Below are 15,268 nucleotides of genomic sequence, written 5' to 3'. Positions count from 1 at the left end.
CCGGTTGCGTAACCGGTTGCCTAGCTAACATCAGATACGCGGGCATAGCCTGCCGAGGTGCTGTATGAAACGAGGCGTACTGCTCAATGCTCCCCTGAGTGCCCTGGTGGCACGGATGGGTCACACCGACGAGATCACCGTCTGCGATGCCGGCCTGCCTATCCCGGCGGGCCCGGAGCGCATCGATCTGGCGCTGATGGCGGGGACGCCGAGCCTTGAAACCGTGCTGACCGCCCTGCTCACCGACCTGGTGGTGGAGAAGGTGATCATGGCAAGCGAGATCAAGCAGATCAGCCCCGCCGCCCATCAGGCGCTGGTGGATCAGCTGGAGGCGCACGCCGCTGCCCAGGGCAAGCCCATCACCATCGAGTACTGCCTGCACGAAGCATTCAAGGCTCGCTCCCACCAGAGCAAGGCCATCGTGCGCAGCGGCGAGGTGACCCCCTACGCCAACCTCATTCTCTGCGCCGGCGTGGCGTTTTAAATTCCCAAGGAAGCAGCTATGAGCAACGCCAATATGCTCCCCTCGCCCATTCTAGCGCTTTCCGGGATCGTCAAGACCTTCCCCGGGGTGCGTGCCCTCGATGAGGCGGGCCTCAAGGTCTATCCGGGTCAGGTGATGGCCCTGCTCGGCGAAAACGGCGCCGGCAAGTCGACCCTGATGAAGGTACTGACCGGCATCTACCAGGCCGATGCGGGCAGCATCAGCTATCGCGGCCAGCCGGTTCACTTCAAGGGCCCCCGCGACTCTCAGGATCAGGGGATCAGCATCATCCACCAGGAGCTGAACCTGCTGCCGGAGTTGTCGATTGCCGCCAACATCTTCCTCGGCCGCGAACCCCGTACCCGTTTTGGCAGCATCGACCACAAGCAGCTGCGCGAGCGGGCCAGCGGTCTGCTGGCTCGGCTTGGCGTCAAACACGGCCCGGATACCCGGCTCGGGGATCTCTCCATCGGCGAACAGCAGATGGTGGAGATCGCCAAGGCGCTGTCGTTCGATGCCAGCGTCATCATCATGGACGAGCCCACCGATGCCCTCACCGACACCGAGACCGAGCAGCTGTTCGTGGTCATCCGCGAGCTGCGTGAGCAGGGCTGCGGCATCGTCTACATCTCCCATCGCTTGAAGGAGATCTTCGAGATCTGTGATCGGGTCACCGTGCTGCGCGATGGCAAGTGGATCGGCGAGCAGGCGGTGAGCGAGCTCGACGAAGACAGGATCATCGAGATGATGGTGGGCCGCCGGCTGGAAGAGCAGTACCCGCGCCTCGTCCGCGAGCTCGGCCCGGTCAGCCTGCAGGTCAAGGATCTGGCCGGCCCCGGCGTGCGCGGGGTGAGCTTCTCCCTGCGTCAGGGTGAAATTCTGGGCTTCAGCGGCCTGATGGGGTCCGGGCGTACCGAGCTGATGAAGCTCATCTACGGTGCCAGCCCCATCAGCGCCGGTGACATTACGGTGGATGGCCATGCTCTAGTCCCCAAGAGCCCGGCCGATGGCCTGGCCGCCGGCATCGCCTACATCTCCGAGGATCGCAAGGGCGACGGCCTAGTGCTGGAGCTGTCGGTGCGCGAAAACATGAGCCTGTGCGCCCTTGGCGAGTTCATCAGCCACGGCAAGATTGACGGCCAGGCCGAGCGCCAGGCGGTGGGCGACTATGTGCGCCTGTTCAACATCAAGACCCCGAGTCAGGATCAGCTGATCAAGCTCCTCTCCGGCGGCAACCAGCAGAAGGTGGCCATCGCCAAGGGGCTGCTGACAAGGCCCAAGGTGCTGATCCTGGACGAGCCGACCCGCGGCGTCGATGTCGGCGCCAAGAAGGAGATCTATCAGCTCATCAACCAGTTCAAGAAGGAGGGGATGAGCATCATCCTGGTCTCCTCCGAAATGCCGGAAGTGCTCGGCATGAGTGATCGCATCATGGTGATGCACGAAGGGCGCATCAGCGCAGAATTCAACACCCGCGATGCCAATCAGGAGAAGCTGATGGCAGCGGCAGTCGGTAAACAGTGGCAAGCAGAGCAAGAGGCAGCACAATGACAACCCAAACCCTTTCCCGCCGCGGCGTCATGAGCAAGGCCTGGTGGATCGAGAACAAATCCCTGGTCGCGCTGCTGGTGCTGATCGGCGTGGTCTCCTTCCTGAGCCCCAACTTCTTCACCGCCGACAACCTGCTCAACATCCTGCGCCAGACCTCGGTCAACGCCATCATGGCGGTCGGCATGACGCTGGTCATCCTCACCGCCGGCATCGATCTGTCGGTCGGCTCGGTGCTGGCCCTGTGCGGCGCCCTGGCCGCCACCATGGTCGCCATGGAGCTGCCCATCGCCCTGGTGATCCCCCTCACCCTGGGGGCCGGTGCCCTGCTTGGCGGCATCAGCGGCCTCATCATTGCCAAGGGCAAGGTGCAGGCCTTCATCGCCACCCTAGTCACCATGACCGCCCTGCGTGGCGTCACCATGGTCTATACCGAGGGGCGCCCCATCTCCACCGGTTTCAGTGACGGCGCCGATCACTTCGCCTGGCTGGGTACCGGTTACCTGTTCGGTCTGCCGGTGCCCATCTGGCTGATGGCCATCGTCTTCCTGCTGGCCTGGTTCATGCTCAACCACACTCGCCTGGGTCGCTACATCTATGCCCTCGGCGGCAACGAATCGGCCACCCGCCTCTCCGGCATCAATGTGGACCGGGTGAAGCTCGCGGTGTATGGTCTGTGCGGCATGCTGTCGGCACTGGCCGGGCTCATCGTCACTTCCCGCCTCTCCTCCGCCCAGCCGACCGCCGGCATGGGTTACGAGCTGGATGCCATCGCCGCCGTGGTGCTGGGTGGCACCAGCCTGATGGGGGGCAAGGGCCGCATCATGGGAACCCTGATCGGTGCCCTGATCATCGGCTTCCTCAACAATGCCCTCAACCTGCTCGATGTATCGTCCTATTACCAGATGATCGCCAAGGCCAGCGTGATTTTGCTCGCCGTGATGATCGATAACAAAAGCAAGTAAGCACACACAAGGAATGAAATGATGAAAAAGCTCAATACCCTGCTCGCTGCCGCCATCATGTCCGTGCTGGGCACCGCCCAGGCCGCCGATCACACCCTGGCCATGGTGGTCTCCACCCTCAACAACCCCTTCTTCGTCACCATGAAGGAAGGGGCCGAAGCCAAGGCCAAGGAGCTTGGCTACGAGCTGGTGGTGCTGGACTCCCAGAATGACCCGGCCAAGGAGCTCTCCAACATGGAAGATCTCACCGTGCGCAAGGTCAACGCCATCCTGATCAACCCGACCGACTCCGAAGCGGTGGGCAACGCCATCCGGCTGGCCAACAAGGCCAACATCCCGGTGCTGACCCTGGACCGCGGCGCGGCGCAGGGTGACGTCAAGGCCCACATCGCCTCCGACAACGTGGCAGGTGGCAAACTGGCCGGCGATTTCATCACCCAGAAGCTGGGTGCCGGTGCCAAGGTGATCCAGCTGGAAGGGATCGCCGGTACCTCCGCCGCCCGTGACCGCGGCGAAGGCTTTGCCCTGGCCGTGGCCGCCAACAAGCTGGAAGTGCTGGCCTCCCAGCCCGCCGACTTTGACCGCACCAAGGGTCTGAACGTCATGGAGAACCTGCTGGCCGCTCACCCGAGCGTGCAGGCGGTGTTCGCCCAGAACGACGAGATGGCGCTGGGAGCCATCCGCGCCGTGCAGGCCGCCGGCAAAGAGGTGATGATCGTCGGCTTCGACGGCACCGACGATGGCAAGGCCGCCGTGGCCAAGGGTAAACTGGCCGCCACCGTGGCCCAGCAGCCCGCGCTGATCGGCGCCATCGGCGTGGAAACCGCCGACAAAGTGCTCAAGGGCCAGCCGGTGGAAAAATCCATCCCGGTTCCGCTGCAAGTGGTCAGCAAGTAAGTTGACGGGGGAGGTTCGCCTCCCCCTTTTCACTCAAGGTTGACGGTGCCTCCCGGCCTGGATCCGGCTTTCGTGTCCATGCCAAGATGCATCAGGAGTACTCAACATGAATCGTCTCGTCGTTCTGGGCAGTGTCAATGCAGACCACGTGCTGCGCGTTCCCCACTTTCCTCGCCCGGGTGAAACCCTGACCGGCCACAGCTATCAAGTGGTGCCCGGTGGCAAGGGCGCCAACCAGGCGGTGGCCGCCGCTCGGCTAGGTGCCGAAGTCTCCTTTATCGCCCGTATCGGCGATGACGCCATCGGCCACCAGATGAAGACCGGCTTTGCCAAAAACGGCATCGACGTGAGCGCCGTCGAACTCGATCCCAAGCTCCCCACCGGCATCGCCATCATCTATGTGAGCGATGAGGGGGAGAACAGCATCGGCATCTCCGCCGAAGCCAACGGCGCCCTCACCCCGGCCGTAGTGAAAAGCCACCAGACGATGATCGCCGCCGCCCACACCCTGCTGCTGCAGCTGGAAGTGCCGCTGGAGAGCGTGCTGGAAGCCGCCCGGCTGGCTCGCGCCCACGGCACCCGGGTGGTGCTCAACCCCGCCCCCGCTCGCCCACTCTCAAGCGAACTGCTGGCACTGGTCGACCTCATCACCCCCAACCAGACCGAAGCCGAGCTGCTGACCGGCGTCAAGGTCACCGACGAGGCGAGCGCAGCCGAGGCGGCTGCCCGCTTCCACCAGATGGGCATCGGGGAGGTGATGATCACCTTGGGGTCGCAAGGAGTCTATTGCAGCAAGGGGCAGCAACAAGTGCTCATTCCGGGTTTTCGGGTGAAAGCAGTAGACACCACAGCGGCCGGCGATACCTTCAACGGCGCCCTGCTGGCGGCCGAGCTCGCCGGCGCCGACTTTGACGCTGCCGTGCGCTTTGCCCACGGCGCCGCGGCGCTCTCCGTCACCCGGTTTGGTGCCCAGAGCTCCATCCCGAGCAAGCAGGAGGTCGACACCTTCCTGCTTGAGCAGACTGCGCAGGGGCACTGATGGCCAATATCAAGGAGGTGGCGGCGCTGGCGGGGGTGTCGACCACCACCGTCTCCCACGTCATCAACGAGACCCGTTTCGTCGCCGAGGAGACCCGCGAGCGGGTCTTCAGTGCCATGCGCGATCTCAACTATGCCCCGAGCCTGGTGGCCCGCAGCCTCAAGGTGAAGGAGACCAACAGTATCGGCATGCTGGTCACCACCTCCAGTAACCCCTTCTTCGCCGAGGTGGTGCGCGGGGTGGAGCGTTACTGCTTCGAGCAGGGCTACAACCTGATGCTGGGCAACACCGAGGGACAGGCCGAGACGGCCCTGTCCTACCTCAAGATGATGCTGCGCAAACGGGTCGACGGCCTGCTCATCATGTGCAGCGAGGGGCAGCAGGAGGTGTTCAACCAGCTCGACTGGCTCAAGAGCCTGCCGGTGGTGGTGATGGACTGGGGGATGGAGAGCGCCGATGTGGATCTCATCGCCGACAACTCCCATCGCGGCGGTTACCTGGCGACCCGCCACCTGCTAGGGCTGGGTCACACCGCCATCGGCTGCATCACCGGCCCCCACAGCCGCGCCCCCGCCAACCAGCGTCAGGCAGGCTTCGAGCAGGCGATGCAGGAGGCCGGGCTCACCGTCAACCCACAGTGGGTCCAGGAGGGTGACTTCGACTGCGCCAGCGGTCATCAGGCGATGACCCGCCTGCTGGCGCTGCCCGAGCGCCCCACCGCGCTGTTCGTCTGCAACGACATGATGGCGATGGGGGCCATCAGCGCCGCTCATCAGGCAGGGCTGGTGATCCCGCGCGATCTCTCCATCGTCGGCTATGACAACGTGGCGCTGGCCGAATTCATGTCGCCGCCGCTCACCACCGTCAATCAGCCGAAAGAGGAGCTGGGGCGCCTCGCCGTCACCCGGCTGCTGGCGCGCATCAACGGCGAGGCGGTGGCGGATCATCTGATCACCGTCGACCCAGACCTGGTGATCAGGGACTCCTGCGCCCCCCGCCCCTGACATTCACCTGCAATACCTGCAATAAAAGCGCAAGGCAACCCTGGGGTCGCCTTGCTGCGTGTTGTCTCTGGCCGGTTCAATACCGCTCTGTGTGCTCAAGCCAGCTGCCTTGCCTCACTGCCCGCCAGCACCTGCAGTTGCACCAGCCCCAGTCGCCGGGCCAGCGGCTGCAACAGTTCACTGTGCTCCGCGTCATCTGGCAACCAGTAGCGGACAGGCCAGCCGGCCGCCAGCTGGGCCGGGGTGGCGCTGCCAATGTCTCTGAGCGCCAGGGTGCAACCCTGCTGCCGCAATCCCGCCAACAAGGCTGCATCCGGCAACAGCGTCGGCATCAGCAGCACCCGCGGTGTGCGGGATGCAGCCGGCAGATAGGCCACGACATGGGCCAGCTGGGCCTGGTTGTCGAGCGGAAGCAACAACGCCCGCCCATCGGCATGCTGCGCGTCGTGCGTTTGCAGCAGCCGGGCCAGCACGGGCCCCAGCACGCCGCACTCCTGCAGCCAGCGCATGGGACAGGGCGCCCCCTGCTCACGCCAGTAGAGCGTCATTTGCCACAGGTCGTTGCCCTGCCCGTCCGTCAGTCCCTGCAACGCCACTCGCAGCGGTGCTGATTCCCGCCCGGCCAGCCACTCTCGCAGCTGATGAAGCTGATGCTGGCTCAACTGCAACTGTTGCAGCATGGCCGGCTCAAACCAGCAGATGTCCCCCTCCTGGCTGCGTTTGGCCTGATTGAGGGCCAGGATGGCCTGATCCAGCAGCCGGCCGGCATCCTGTTGCTGCGCCTTGGCCACCCCAAGCCGACAGGCCAGATCGAAGCTGCACTCCCGAGTCACGAATTCGAAATGGAGCAGGCTCACCAGCTCATGAATACGGGTTTCCAGCGCGCCATCCGCGCTGGTCAACACCACTGCAAACTCGTCGCCGCCGAGCCGGTAGGCGTGGCCATCGTGGGCTTGCTGCAGCTTGTCGGCCACCGTCTGCAACAGCCGATCACCGACCTGATAACCGAGCAGATCATTGACCTGCTTGAAGCGCTTGAGATCGAGCACCACCAAGGCGCTCGCCTCGCCAGCATGCAGGGCGCGGGAGAGCTGCTCCTGCAGGGCACGGCGGTTGCCAAGCCGGGTCAGGGGATCGAGCAGGGCGAGCCGGCGATTCGCCAGATTGGCGCGAATGAGGGCAGCCACCAGGGCGCCGCCGGTCAGCAGCAGGATCAGTTGCCAGATCTGCAGCCAGAACAGGCTGCTGCGGATCTGGCTGACTGAACGCTCCCGCTCCTGGCCGGAGAGGATCTGATCCCCTATCTGCTCGATGAAACGGGTCTGGCTGGCGATCGCCTCCTGCATGCGGGCAAGCTCGGCCCCCTCGCGCAGCGCACCGGCCTCCATCTGGGGTTCGAGCTGCTTGATCTGCTCGAACAGTCCGGCCAGCGCCTTGCCGAGCCCGTGCCGCTGGCGCGCCTCGGCGGTTTCGCTGCTGATGAGAAAGATATCGAGCCGGTTCCACAGCAGATCGTAATCGAGGCTCAGGGTCTCCATCGTCAGCCGGCCAGCCCGGTAGAGCTGCAGGTCATAGAGGAAACGCTGGGATTCCAGCATCACCTGGCTGATGTTCCAGTGGATATTGCGGTAGAAGGTATCGACCAGCTGCTCCTGGCGATGCTGCAGATAGAGGCTGCTGCCCGAGGAGAGCAGAAACAGCAGCGACACCGCCACCAACAGCAGTTTGTGGCGGGATAGCCCCATCAATCAACGATCTCGATGCGGGTTACCTGCCACACCATGCAGTTGTGGATGGCGGGCACGTCCAGCTTGGGATAGGTGGTGAACGGAATGAGCAGCCAGAGCGGGCCCTTGTTGCGCCGGGTCAGCGGCTTGCCGTCCTCCTGGCGCACCAGGGTCAGCGGCACGCCGTCGAACAGGGCCAGATCCACCACCTGCTGATAGCCGTTGAGGGCCGAGACGGCGATCTTGCGGGCATCCAGGATCCCTTGCGCCGCCAGCACGGCTGCCAAGGTCGGCCCGCGATAGTGGTGGGCGCCCTGGGTCCAGGGGGTGGTGGTAGTGAATTCGGTCTGCGGCAGAGCGGACAGGGCCGCCTCATCGAGGGTCACTGACTGGCCACCTGGCAGCACCAGGGTCATCAGGGGGATCGAGGCCGATGCACCGGCACTGGCCAGCATCAGGAGGAAAAAAGCGATCCATTGCTTTACTGCTGTCATGGTAATTTGCGCCAACTGCGTCCCATTTTTTGTGGCTGCCAGTGTGGCGATTTCACCGGTTCATTGCAACTGTCCAGTCGCACAATAGCTCAGGGACCGCGCATCTCCATCCAGTTGTGGCCCTCGATCTGCGCTGGCTGGTGGACGCCGCAGCTTTGCAGCAGCTCATCCACGTAGGCTGGCACCAGCAACGAGGCCGGGCCGTAGCGCTTCTCGTCAAACTGGCTGCCCACTTCGCTCGGTTCGAGATTGAGCTCGATGGTGTGAGCCCCGTTCAATCCCGCCTCGTGCACGAAACCTGCCGCCGGATAGACGGCGCCCGAGGTGCCGATGGAGATGAACAGATCGCACTGGGCCAGCGCGCTGTAGATGCGATCCAGCCCGAGCGGCATCTCGCCGAACCAGACCACGTGCGGGCGCAGCGGCTGGGGAAACTGGCAGCAGGTGCACAGCTCCTCCTGCTGCAGATCGCCGCGCCACTCGATCACCTGGCCCGAGCCTGGGCAGCGCGCCTTGAGCAGCTCCCCGTGCATGTGGATGAGGTTCTTGCTGCCGGCGCTCTCGTGCAGGTTGTCGATGTTCTGGGTCACCAGGGTGACGCAGCCCGGCAGCAGGCGCTCGAGCCTGGCCAGCGCATAGTGGGCCGGATTGGGGTGGATGTGGGGTTGCTGCAGCTGGTGGCGGCGGGAGTTGTAAAAGCCCTGCACCAGGGCGGGATCCCGTGCGTAGCCCTCCGGCGTCGCCACGTCTTCGACCCTGTGCTCTTCCCACAGACCGTCACAGGCGCGAAAGGTCTTGATGCCCGACTCGGCCGAGATCCCGGCACCGGTAAGAATGACGATGTGTTTCGCTGACTGCACCATGACTGACTCCCTCTGACGACCTCTCTGGCTGACCTTAGCACAGGGTGAAAAACCGGCCTATTCGCCCTTGGTCTTATGACGCGGTTACAGGGTGTCGAGCACGCTCAGATCGAGTCGCACGAACACCAGCTCCCGCCCCGTCACCAGGGTGAGCGGCAAGCCCAGCCCGCGCAGCAGCGCCAGCATGGGGCGATTCTGGGGCAGCACCTCCGCCGTCCACTCGCGAATGCCTTCGGCGCGCGCCAGCAAGGCCAGCGCCAGCAGGATGCGCCGTCCCGCCCCCCGGTGCTGGAAGTGATCGGCGACGATGCAGGAGAACTCGGCCCGATCCGGGTGCAGCCGCCGCCGGATGGACTGGGCCTGGGCCAGCGGTCGCCCCTGACCGTCGGTCAGCAGCAGCCCGATCTGGTGCTCCTTGGGGTAATCGAGGAAGAAGGCGAGCTGCTCGTCACTCGGGATCTGCTTGGCGCGCATGAAACGCAGGTAGACGCTCTGTTCGCTGAGCTCGCCATAGGCGGCCCTGATCCGCTCGGGATCGGCCCCCGCCAGCTCCTGCAAGCGGCAGGGAATGCCCCCCACCTCCATCATCAGTGGCAGGGCAGCCCGGGAATGAGGATGCAGCCAGCCGGCCAGGGCGCGTCGCAGCCGGGCCTCGTCCGGTGGCCAGCAGAGGTAGCGGGCCACCGTCTACCAGCGCCCCGCCACGCCCTGATCGCGCCACAGATTGCTGTCCAGCAGGTTGAAGGGATCGTCCAGATAGAGGGCGATCCCCAGTTCCCTGGCCCGATTGATGAAACGCCCCAGCAGGGAGTCCGGGGTCATGGCTTCCAGCCCGGGCAGCAGACTCTGTCCCAGCAGCAGGTGCTGTAGCGGCATCCGCTCCAGCAAGTCGAACGGGATGTGCTGATCGTTGTCCAGCAGCAGTGCCAGTTTGGCCCCCGCCAGACTGGCCTGCAGCACCAGGGCAAAGCGCTCCGCCTGGCTCAACAGGTGGTCGCGCCGGTGGATGAGCAGGGTGAGCTCGCCAGGCTCCCGATCCTGCTGGACCAGCCACTCGCGTACCCGCTCCCAGCGCGGCGGCAAGCCGGTCACCGCCAGCCAGATGGGCAAGGGCGACGGAGGATCGGATAAGAGCCCGAGCAGTCCTTTCTCTTCTCCCTGCCAGGTGCGGATGGTGCGGCGCAGACCGCTCAAGCGGCGCTGACGCTGCGGCCCCAGATAGAGTGTCTTGAGCAGCCGCAGCAGATCGTCGGCCAGCAGCGGCTTGGCCAGGGCGGCCAGCACGTTGAAACCGGCGTCGTGCAGCAGGCGGCGGGCGCCGTCGATAAGGGTCTGATCGTGGGCCGAGAGCAATACGATGGGCAAGCCACTGTGCTGGTATTGGGGCTGGCTCATCAGCAGGCTGATGGCATCCTGCTCCACCAGACTGAGATCGCTCACCAGCAGCTTGACCTCGCCGCCGGCCAGCGCCTTGATGCAGGCGTTGCCATCCTGCACCCACTGACAGGGCACCCCCAGCCCCTTGATCTCCTGCTGGATGTGGGCCCCCTGAAACGGGTGATCCTCCAGCAGCAGCACCTGGGTCTGGGCCAGCCACTCCTGCCACGCCAGGTAGCGGCCATTGACCCCCGCCAGCCAGTCGTCGGTGAGGCGATAGACACCTTCGGCCTGCGCCGTCAGCTGCGGCAGATAGCCAGCCCCCACATGGGAGTCGGGATCGAACAGGGCGATGGCACCGGCAGCAAACAGCCCTTCCCACTGCCAGCAGGCATCGGGGCGGGTACGGCGTAAGGTGGCGAACTCGGGCAGCTCAACGGCCTTTGCCGTCCGGTAGGCGACCCCGTCCAGGGCGTAGATGGTCACGGGGTGGAACAGGCGCTCGTCCGTCTCTTCCGAGTTCAGCAACGCCAGTAACTCTTCATCTGTGATGATCATGTCAGAGCCTCTCACGTAGTCGCCGGCACACCTCATCCAGAGCTTGCCGCAGCGGGGGTAGCAGGGGTTGCCGTGGATCCCGTTTCCACTGCTCGATCACCTGAACAAGCGGGGTGGCTCCCACCATTTTGGCGGCCCCCTTCATCTTGTGTAAAGCGGCTTCAAGCGCCATCTCGTCCCCTTGTGTGACGCAGCGCTCAATGTCGGCCAGATCCTGCCCGGTCGCATCCAGATAGAGCGGGATAAGCTCCGGCGCCAGCAGCGACACCTCCCGCGCTGCCCAGACCTCCCCTTCGGCCGGCAGGTCGCTTTGAGGGGATGGTTCGGGTGCCGGTGCCTGGTCGGGCTCGCCCAGGCTGCGCAGCAGATTGGCCAGGTCTTTGAGCAGCAGCGGTTTGTCCAGATGGCCGCGACAACCACAGCTGGCCAGCTGCGCCGCCGCCTGCTCGCTGAGATCGGCGGTGATGACGTAGGTGGGCAGATGCTGCCAGCGGGGCGAGTCCCGCAGCTGGCGGCAGAGCTCGGCGCCGTCCATCACCGGCATCTGCAGGTCGGTCAACACCAGATCGACCGTCTCATGCTGCAGGATATCGAGCGCCAGCTGGCCGTTGGCCGCGCTGATCACCCGGGCCCCCAGCTGGGTCAGCTGCATGCTGATCAACACCCGGTTCACCTCGTGATCTTCGACCAGCAGCACCCGCATCCCCTGCCCCGGCAGCGTGATCATGCCCTGGCTAGAGGGCACCAGCCTTGGCTGCATCAGGCTCACCACCGAGCCCGGCACCCAGGGTTCCCCCTGCCAGTCCCAGTAGCGCAGCCCCTGCTCATCCAGCCGGACGCTCAATACCGGGCCGGCCGGATCGTCCTGCAAATCCAGTTCACCCAGCCAGGGCAGCAGATAGTCCCGCTCCGCCTCGCCAAGTTGCACATGCACGCTGGCCACCCTTGGCCGCCAGCGCGGCATCTCCTGCAGCAACACCAGTGGCAGCGCACAGAGGAAGCGGCTGCCGCCGGTCGGCCGCGGCTCGACCCGGATCTCGCCACCCATCTGCTCCATCAGCTGGCGACAGATGGCAAGTCCGAGCCCGGTGCCCTGGGCCCGCGGCTGACCCGCTTCCCCGCCCTGCTCAAAGGGCAGGAACAGCCGCGGCAACAGCTCGGCACTGATGCCCGGCCCCTCGTCGTCCACTCCGCACAACAGCTGGGAGCCAGCGCGGCGGGCCCACAGCACCACCTCGCCACGGGAGCTGAACTTGATGGCATTGGCCAGCAGGTTGTGCAGCACCTGCTGCACCCGGTGGGGATCCAGCTCTACCTGGGCGGGCAGTCGATGATCGAGATCCAGCCGCAGTTGCAGACGCTTGGAGCGGGCCTTGGACCAGTGCACGGCCGCCACGTGCTCGCACAAATCCACCAGATCGGTGGGCTGTAGCGAGAGCGCCAACTGCCGGTTCTCATTGCGGCTGAAGTCCAGCACGTCGTTGAGCAGGCCCAGCAGCTCGTCCCCCGCCTGACGGACGTGGACCAGTGCCGAGCGCTGCTCGGCATTGAGGGAGGTGTGGCTGAGCCACTCCAGCAACCCCAGAATGGCGTTCATGGGGGTGCGAATTTCGTGGCTCACCGCCGCGAGGAAGCGCCCCTTGGCCAGCACCGCCTGCTCGGCCCGCTCGTGGGAGGCCTGCAGCGCCTGCTCCTGCTCGACCCGGGTCGTCGCATCCTGCACCACCCCGTACACCCGCCAGCCCTGCTCGGACTGGCTGCGCCCCCGGCCGTAGAACTGCAGCCAGCGGGTGCCCTTGCCCGGGTGCTCATAGCGCAGCGCGTAGGAAAAAGGCTGACCGGCCTGCAGCATCTCCAGCATGGGGGCCTTCATCTTGCGCCTGTCATGTTGATCCAGTCGGCCCAGCGCCTGACCGGGATTGCGGCGGATCTGCTGGCTGGCCAGCCCCAGCAGCTCGTAGCTGCCACGGCTGATGAACTCTACCTGGGCGATGCCTTCCCGCTGCAGCAGGAACTGGATCACCACCCCGGGCACCGTATTCGTCAATGCCCGCAGGCGGCGCTCGGCCTGGCGCAGCAAGCGGGTGCGCTCGCGCAGGGCGCTGATGTTGGAGAGCGCGATGAGATCCCCTGCCGGCGACTGCTTGCCAAGCTGAAGCGGGATCTGGGCATAGGAGTAAACCTGATCGCCCAGGGCCATCTCCCCCTCGCCCCCCTGCAACTGAGCCTCTGGCAGGTGCAGCTCGGCCAGGTAGCGCGCCTCCAGCCGCTTGGCCTGCTTGTTGCGCTTGATGATCTCGCCCTGGTTGTCCCGCAGAAACACCGGCACCGGCAGCGCCTGGAACAGGGACTCCCTGAACTGGCTCTCCAGCGCCAGGGTCTGCTCCATCTCCTGACGCTGGCTCACTTCCCGGGCCAGCTGCTGGCGGGAGCGCCAGATCAGCCAGATGACGCCGGCACTGATCAACAGCGCCAGCGACACCGACCCCAACCAGATCCCGTAGCTGACCCCGGCTTGCTGGGTCAGCACCAACCTGCGCCAACGCTGATTGAGATCGTCGTTCTGCCTGCTGGTGAAGGCCATCAGGCTCTGCTCCATCACCCCGGCGAGTCGCGGGCTGTGATGACTGATGGCAAAGCCCAGTCCGAAGCGTTGAGGTAGCTCCCTGATATCCAGTCCGTCCAGCTGGTTGTTGCGAAGCGGGTATTGCAGCTGGTAGAGCTCGGCCAGCATGGCATCGGCCTCGCCGCTTTGCACCGCCGCAAGCCCCTGCGCCAGGGTGTCGCTTTTGCGCCAATGATGTTCGCCATCCAGCCGGGCCAGCATCCCTTCGTCATAGAGGGTGGCGGGCACCACGATGTCGCCCTTCACCGCCGCCAGCGTGTCGAACGACTTCGCCTTGCGACTGACCAGGGCATAGCGATTGAGCGCCATGATGCGGGTGAAGTCGAAGGCATCGGTCAGCGCCGGCGTCTCCAGCAGGCCAGCCATCATGTCTGCCTCACCGCTGCGCAGCTTGGCCAGCGCCTCTTCCTTGCTGGCGGTGGGGATCACGTGGAAGTTGAGGCCGGTCTGCTGGCTCACCTGCCGCAGTACGTCGGCGCTCCAGCCCTTGAGCTCCCCCTGCTCGTCGAGACCGCTGTAGGGCATGAAATCCGGGTTGACGACCAGCTTGATGGCGCGGGAGGTGCCAACCAGCCAGGCCTGCTCCTTGTCGGTGAAGTGAAGCGGGTTGATGTCCTGCTCCCCCTGCGCCAGATAACGGTCCAGGTCCTTGTAGAGGGCTCCGGGCGGCAGATAACGGATGGCGGTATCGATGAGCTCGCGCAGTTCGGGCTGGTCGCGCATCATCAGCCGGTAGCTCACCACCAGTTCATCGCTGCGCAGGCGGCGCAGCCGCAGCCCCTGATCCGGATATTCGCGCATCAGGTAGCGCAGTTGCAGATAGTCACCGAGGTAGGCGGTCCCCTTGCCGGCCGCCAGCGCCGCATACCAGTTGTCCGCCTCGGTCAGGGGCAACTGGGTTGAGCGGGGATAAAGCGCCTTGAGCACCTCGTTCGCCTGCCAGATGGGGGATACAAGGAAGGCCGCCCACTCCAGATCGCCGCGATAGAGGATGGCGGATTCGGCCTCCAGCATGGCACGGCTCAGTGCCATGCCCGGCAGGGCCTGCAACGAAGGGCCGACATTGGGAATGAGATCGCAGCGCCCCTCCTGCAAGCCACGCTGCACCGCCGACCAATTGGGCAGCTTCTCATGCAGGAGTGGAAAAGGGAGCTGCTCTGCCAACCGTTCCATCTGATCGATCAGCAAGCCTCCCGATTCCTCGAGATAAGGCGGCCGGATCAGCGCCGGATAACAGATGGTCAGCGACTTGGTGGCATCGGCATACGCCTTGGCCGCCGTGGAGAGGGGTAGATCCATCGCCTGCAGTGGCGTAGCCAGCAGCAGGCCTAGCAATAGGCTGGTTTTTCTCATGAAAAAATAAAAGCCAGGCGGTTGCCTGGCTTTTTGTCACTCGTTGGGCTCAACATTTTCGACCCTGGCCTTGAGCTTCTGACCAGGGCGGAAGGTGACCACCCGCCGGGCGCTGATAGGAATATCTTCGCCGGTTTTCGGGTTACGTCCAGGACGCTGGTTCTTCTCACGAAGATCAAAGTTACCGAAGCCTGAAATCTTGACTTGTTCACCACGCTCAAGCGCTTGTCTGATCTCTTCAAAGAAGGCTTCCACCATATCTTTGGCTTCACGCTTGCTCATCCCCAGCTGGGTGAACAGGTGCTCTGCAATGTCGGCTTTGGTAAGCGCCAT

Annotated in this window: 13 protein-coding genes; 6 read left to right on the top strand and 7 right to left on the bottom strand. The window is 64.8% G+C overall.

The annotated features are described in order from the left end of the window. Positions 1-64: 64 nt before the first annotated feature. From rbsD to OKC29_RS02155, 6 genes are all read left to right on the top strand, one after another. On the top strand, positions 65-484 hold the full coding sequence (gene rbsD, locus OKC29_RS02180) for a D-ribose pyranase (protein ID WP_011706155.1): 420 nt from the start codon (positions 65-67) through the stop codon (positions 482-484). Between the two features lie 18 nt (positions 485-502). Then, positions 503-2,035, top strand: coding sequence for a ribose ABC transporter ATP-binding protein RbsA (gene rbsA / locus OKC29_RS02175; RefSeq protein WP_029303068.1), 1,533 nt, complete (start codon positions 503-505; stop codon positions 2,033-2,035). After that, entirely contained in the window at positions 2,032-2,997 is a 966-nt protein-coding gene (gene rbsC / locus OKC29_RS02170; RefSeq protein WP_011706157.1) for a ribose ABC transporter permease, read from the top strand. Before rbsA ends, rbsC begins: the two co-directional genes overlap by 4 nt. A gap of 21 nt (positions 2,998-3,018) precedes the next feature. Beyond that, on the top strand, positions 3,019-3,894 hold the full coding sequence (gene rbsB, locus OKC29_RS02165; RefSeq protein ID WP_010634030.1) for a ribose ABC transporter substrate-binding protein RbsB: 876 nt from the start codon (positions 3,019-3,021) through the stop codon (positions 3,892-3,894). Between the two features lie 106 nt (positions 3,895-4,000). Continuing rightward, the gene (rbsK, locus tag OKC29_RS02160) at positions 4,001-4,933 is read left to right on the top strand and encodes a ribokinase (RefSeq protein WP_073350204.1); all 933 of its coding nucleotides are present in this window, start codon (positions 4,001-4,003) and stop codon (positions 4,931-4,933) included. Further along, complete coding sequence (locus tag OKC29_RS02155) at positions 4,933-5,937, top strand: substrate-binding domain-containing protein (RefSeq protein ID WP_073350202.1); 1,005 nt, start codon at positions 4,933-4,935, stop codon at positions 5,935-5,937. Before rbsK ends, OKC29_RS02155 begins: the two co-directional genes overlap by 1 nt. A gap of 95 nt (positions 5,938-6,032) precedes the next feature. Here the strand turns inward: OKC29_RS02155 and OKC29_RS02150 are convergent, their stop codons facing one another. From OKC29_RS02150 to ihfA, 7 genes are all read right to left on the bottom strand, one after another. Continuing rightward, a complete protein-coding gene (locus tag OKC29_RS02150) occupies positions 6,033-7,682 on the bottom strand; it encodes a GGDEF domain-containing protein (RefSeq protein WP_162275683.1) in 1,650 nt (549 codons plus the stop codon). Next, entirely contained in the window at positions 7,682-8,158 is a 477-nt protein-coding gene (locus OKC29_RS02145; RefSeq protein ID WP_049047120.1) for a hypothetical protein, read from the bottom strand. Before OKC29_RS02145 ends, OKC29_RS02150 begins: the two co-directional genes overlap by 1 nt. 89 nt (positions 8,159-8,247) lie before the next feature. Continuing rightward, positions 8,248-9,021: a Sir2 family NAD+-dependent deacetylase gene (cobB, locus tag OKC29_RS02140; protein WP_011706162.1), complete on the bottom strand. Its 774-nt coding sequence runs from the start codon at positions 9,019-9,021 to the stop codon at positions 8,248-8,250. Positions 9,022-9,105: 84 nt separating this feature from the next. Beyond that, positions 9,106-9,705 (bottom strand): GNAT family N-acetyltransferase, encoded by a 600-nt coding sequence (locus tag OKC29_RS02135; RefSeq protein WP_044799961.1) that lies wholly within the window; start codon positions 9,703-9,705, stop codon positions 9,106-9,108. A gap of 3 nt (positions 9,706-9,708) precedes the next feature. After that, entirely contained in the window at positions 9,709-10,956 is a 1,248-nt protein-coding gene (locus OKC29_RS02130) for a response regulator (protein ID WP_073350197.1), read from the bottom strand. A gap of 1 nt (position 10,957) precedes the next feature. After that, positions 10,958-14,917 (bottom strand): ATP-binding protein, encoded by a 3,960-nt coding sequence (locus OKC29_RS02125; protein WP_162275821.1) that lies wholly within the window; start codon positions 14,915-14,917, stop codon positions 10,958-10,960. Between the two features lie 54 nt (positions 14,918-14,971). Next, positions 14,972-15,268: an integration host factor subunit alpha gene (ihfA, locus tag OKC29_RS02120; RefSeq protein ID WP_005300715.1), complete on the bottom strand. Its 297-nt coding sequence runs from the start codon at positions 15,266-15,268 to the stop codon at positions 14,972-14,974.

Source organism: Aeromonas sp. QDB34 (genome assembly GCF_027705405.1).
Taxonomy (GTDB): Bacteria; Pseudomonadota; Gammaproteobacteria; order Enterobacterales; family Aeromonadaceae; genus Aeromonas; species Aeromonas hydrophila.
This window is presented reverse-complemented; position numbering and strand designations above follow the sequence as displayed.

What these genes read in the sequence shown, in the direction of transcription:
- rbsD (WP_011706155.1), top strand. Translation starts at nt 65, where the DNA reads ATGAAACGAGGCGTACTGCTCAATGCTCCCCTGAGTGCCCTGGTGGCA.
- OKC29_RS02145 (WP_049047120.1), bottom strand. Translation starts at nt 8,158, where the DNA reads ATGACAGCAGTAAAGCAATGGATCGCTTTTTTCCTCCTGATGCTGGCC.
- cobB (WP_011706162.1), bottom strand. Translation starts at nt 9,021, where the DNA reads ATGGTGCAGTCAGCGAAACACATCGTCATTCTTACCGGTGCCGGGATC.
- rbsC (WP_011706157.1), top strand. Translation starts at nt 2,032, where the DNA reads ATGACAACCCAAACCCTTTCCCGCCGCGGCGTCATGAGCAAGGCCTGG.
- rbsK (WP_073350204.1), top strand. Translation starts at nt 4,001, where the DNA reads ATGAATCGTCTCGTCGTTCTGGGCAGTGTCAATGCAGACCACGTGCTG.
- ihfA (WP_005300715.1), bottom strand. Translation starts at nt 15,268, where the DNA reads ATGGCGCTTACCAAAGCCGACATTGCAGAGCACCTGTTCACCCAGCTG.
- OKC29_RS02155 (WP_073350202.1), top strand. Translation starts at nt 4,933, where the DNA reads ATGGCCAATATCAAGGAGGTGGCGGCGCTGGCGGGGGTGTCGACCACC.
- OKC29_RS02150 (WP_162275683.1), bottom strand. Translation starts at nt 7,682, where the DNA reads ATGGGGCTATCCCGCCACAAACTGCTGTTGGTGGCGGTGTCGCTGCTG.
- rbsB (WP_010634030.1), top strand. Translation starts at nt 3,019, where the DNA reads ATGAAAAAGCTCAATACCCTGCTCGCTGCCGCCATCATGTCCGTGCTG.
- OKC29_RS02130 (WP_073350197.1), bottom strand. Translation starts at nt 10,956, where the DNA reads ATGATCATCACAGATGAAGAGTTACTGGCGTTGCTGAACTCGGAAGAG.
- rbsA (WP_029303068.1), top strand. Translation starts at nt 503, where the DNA reads ATGAGCAACGCCAATATGCTCCCCTCGCCCATTCTAGCGCTTTCCGGG.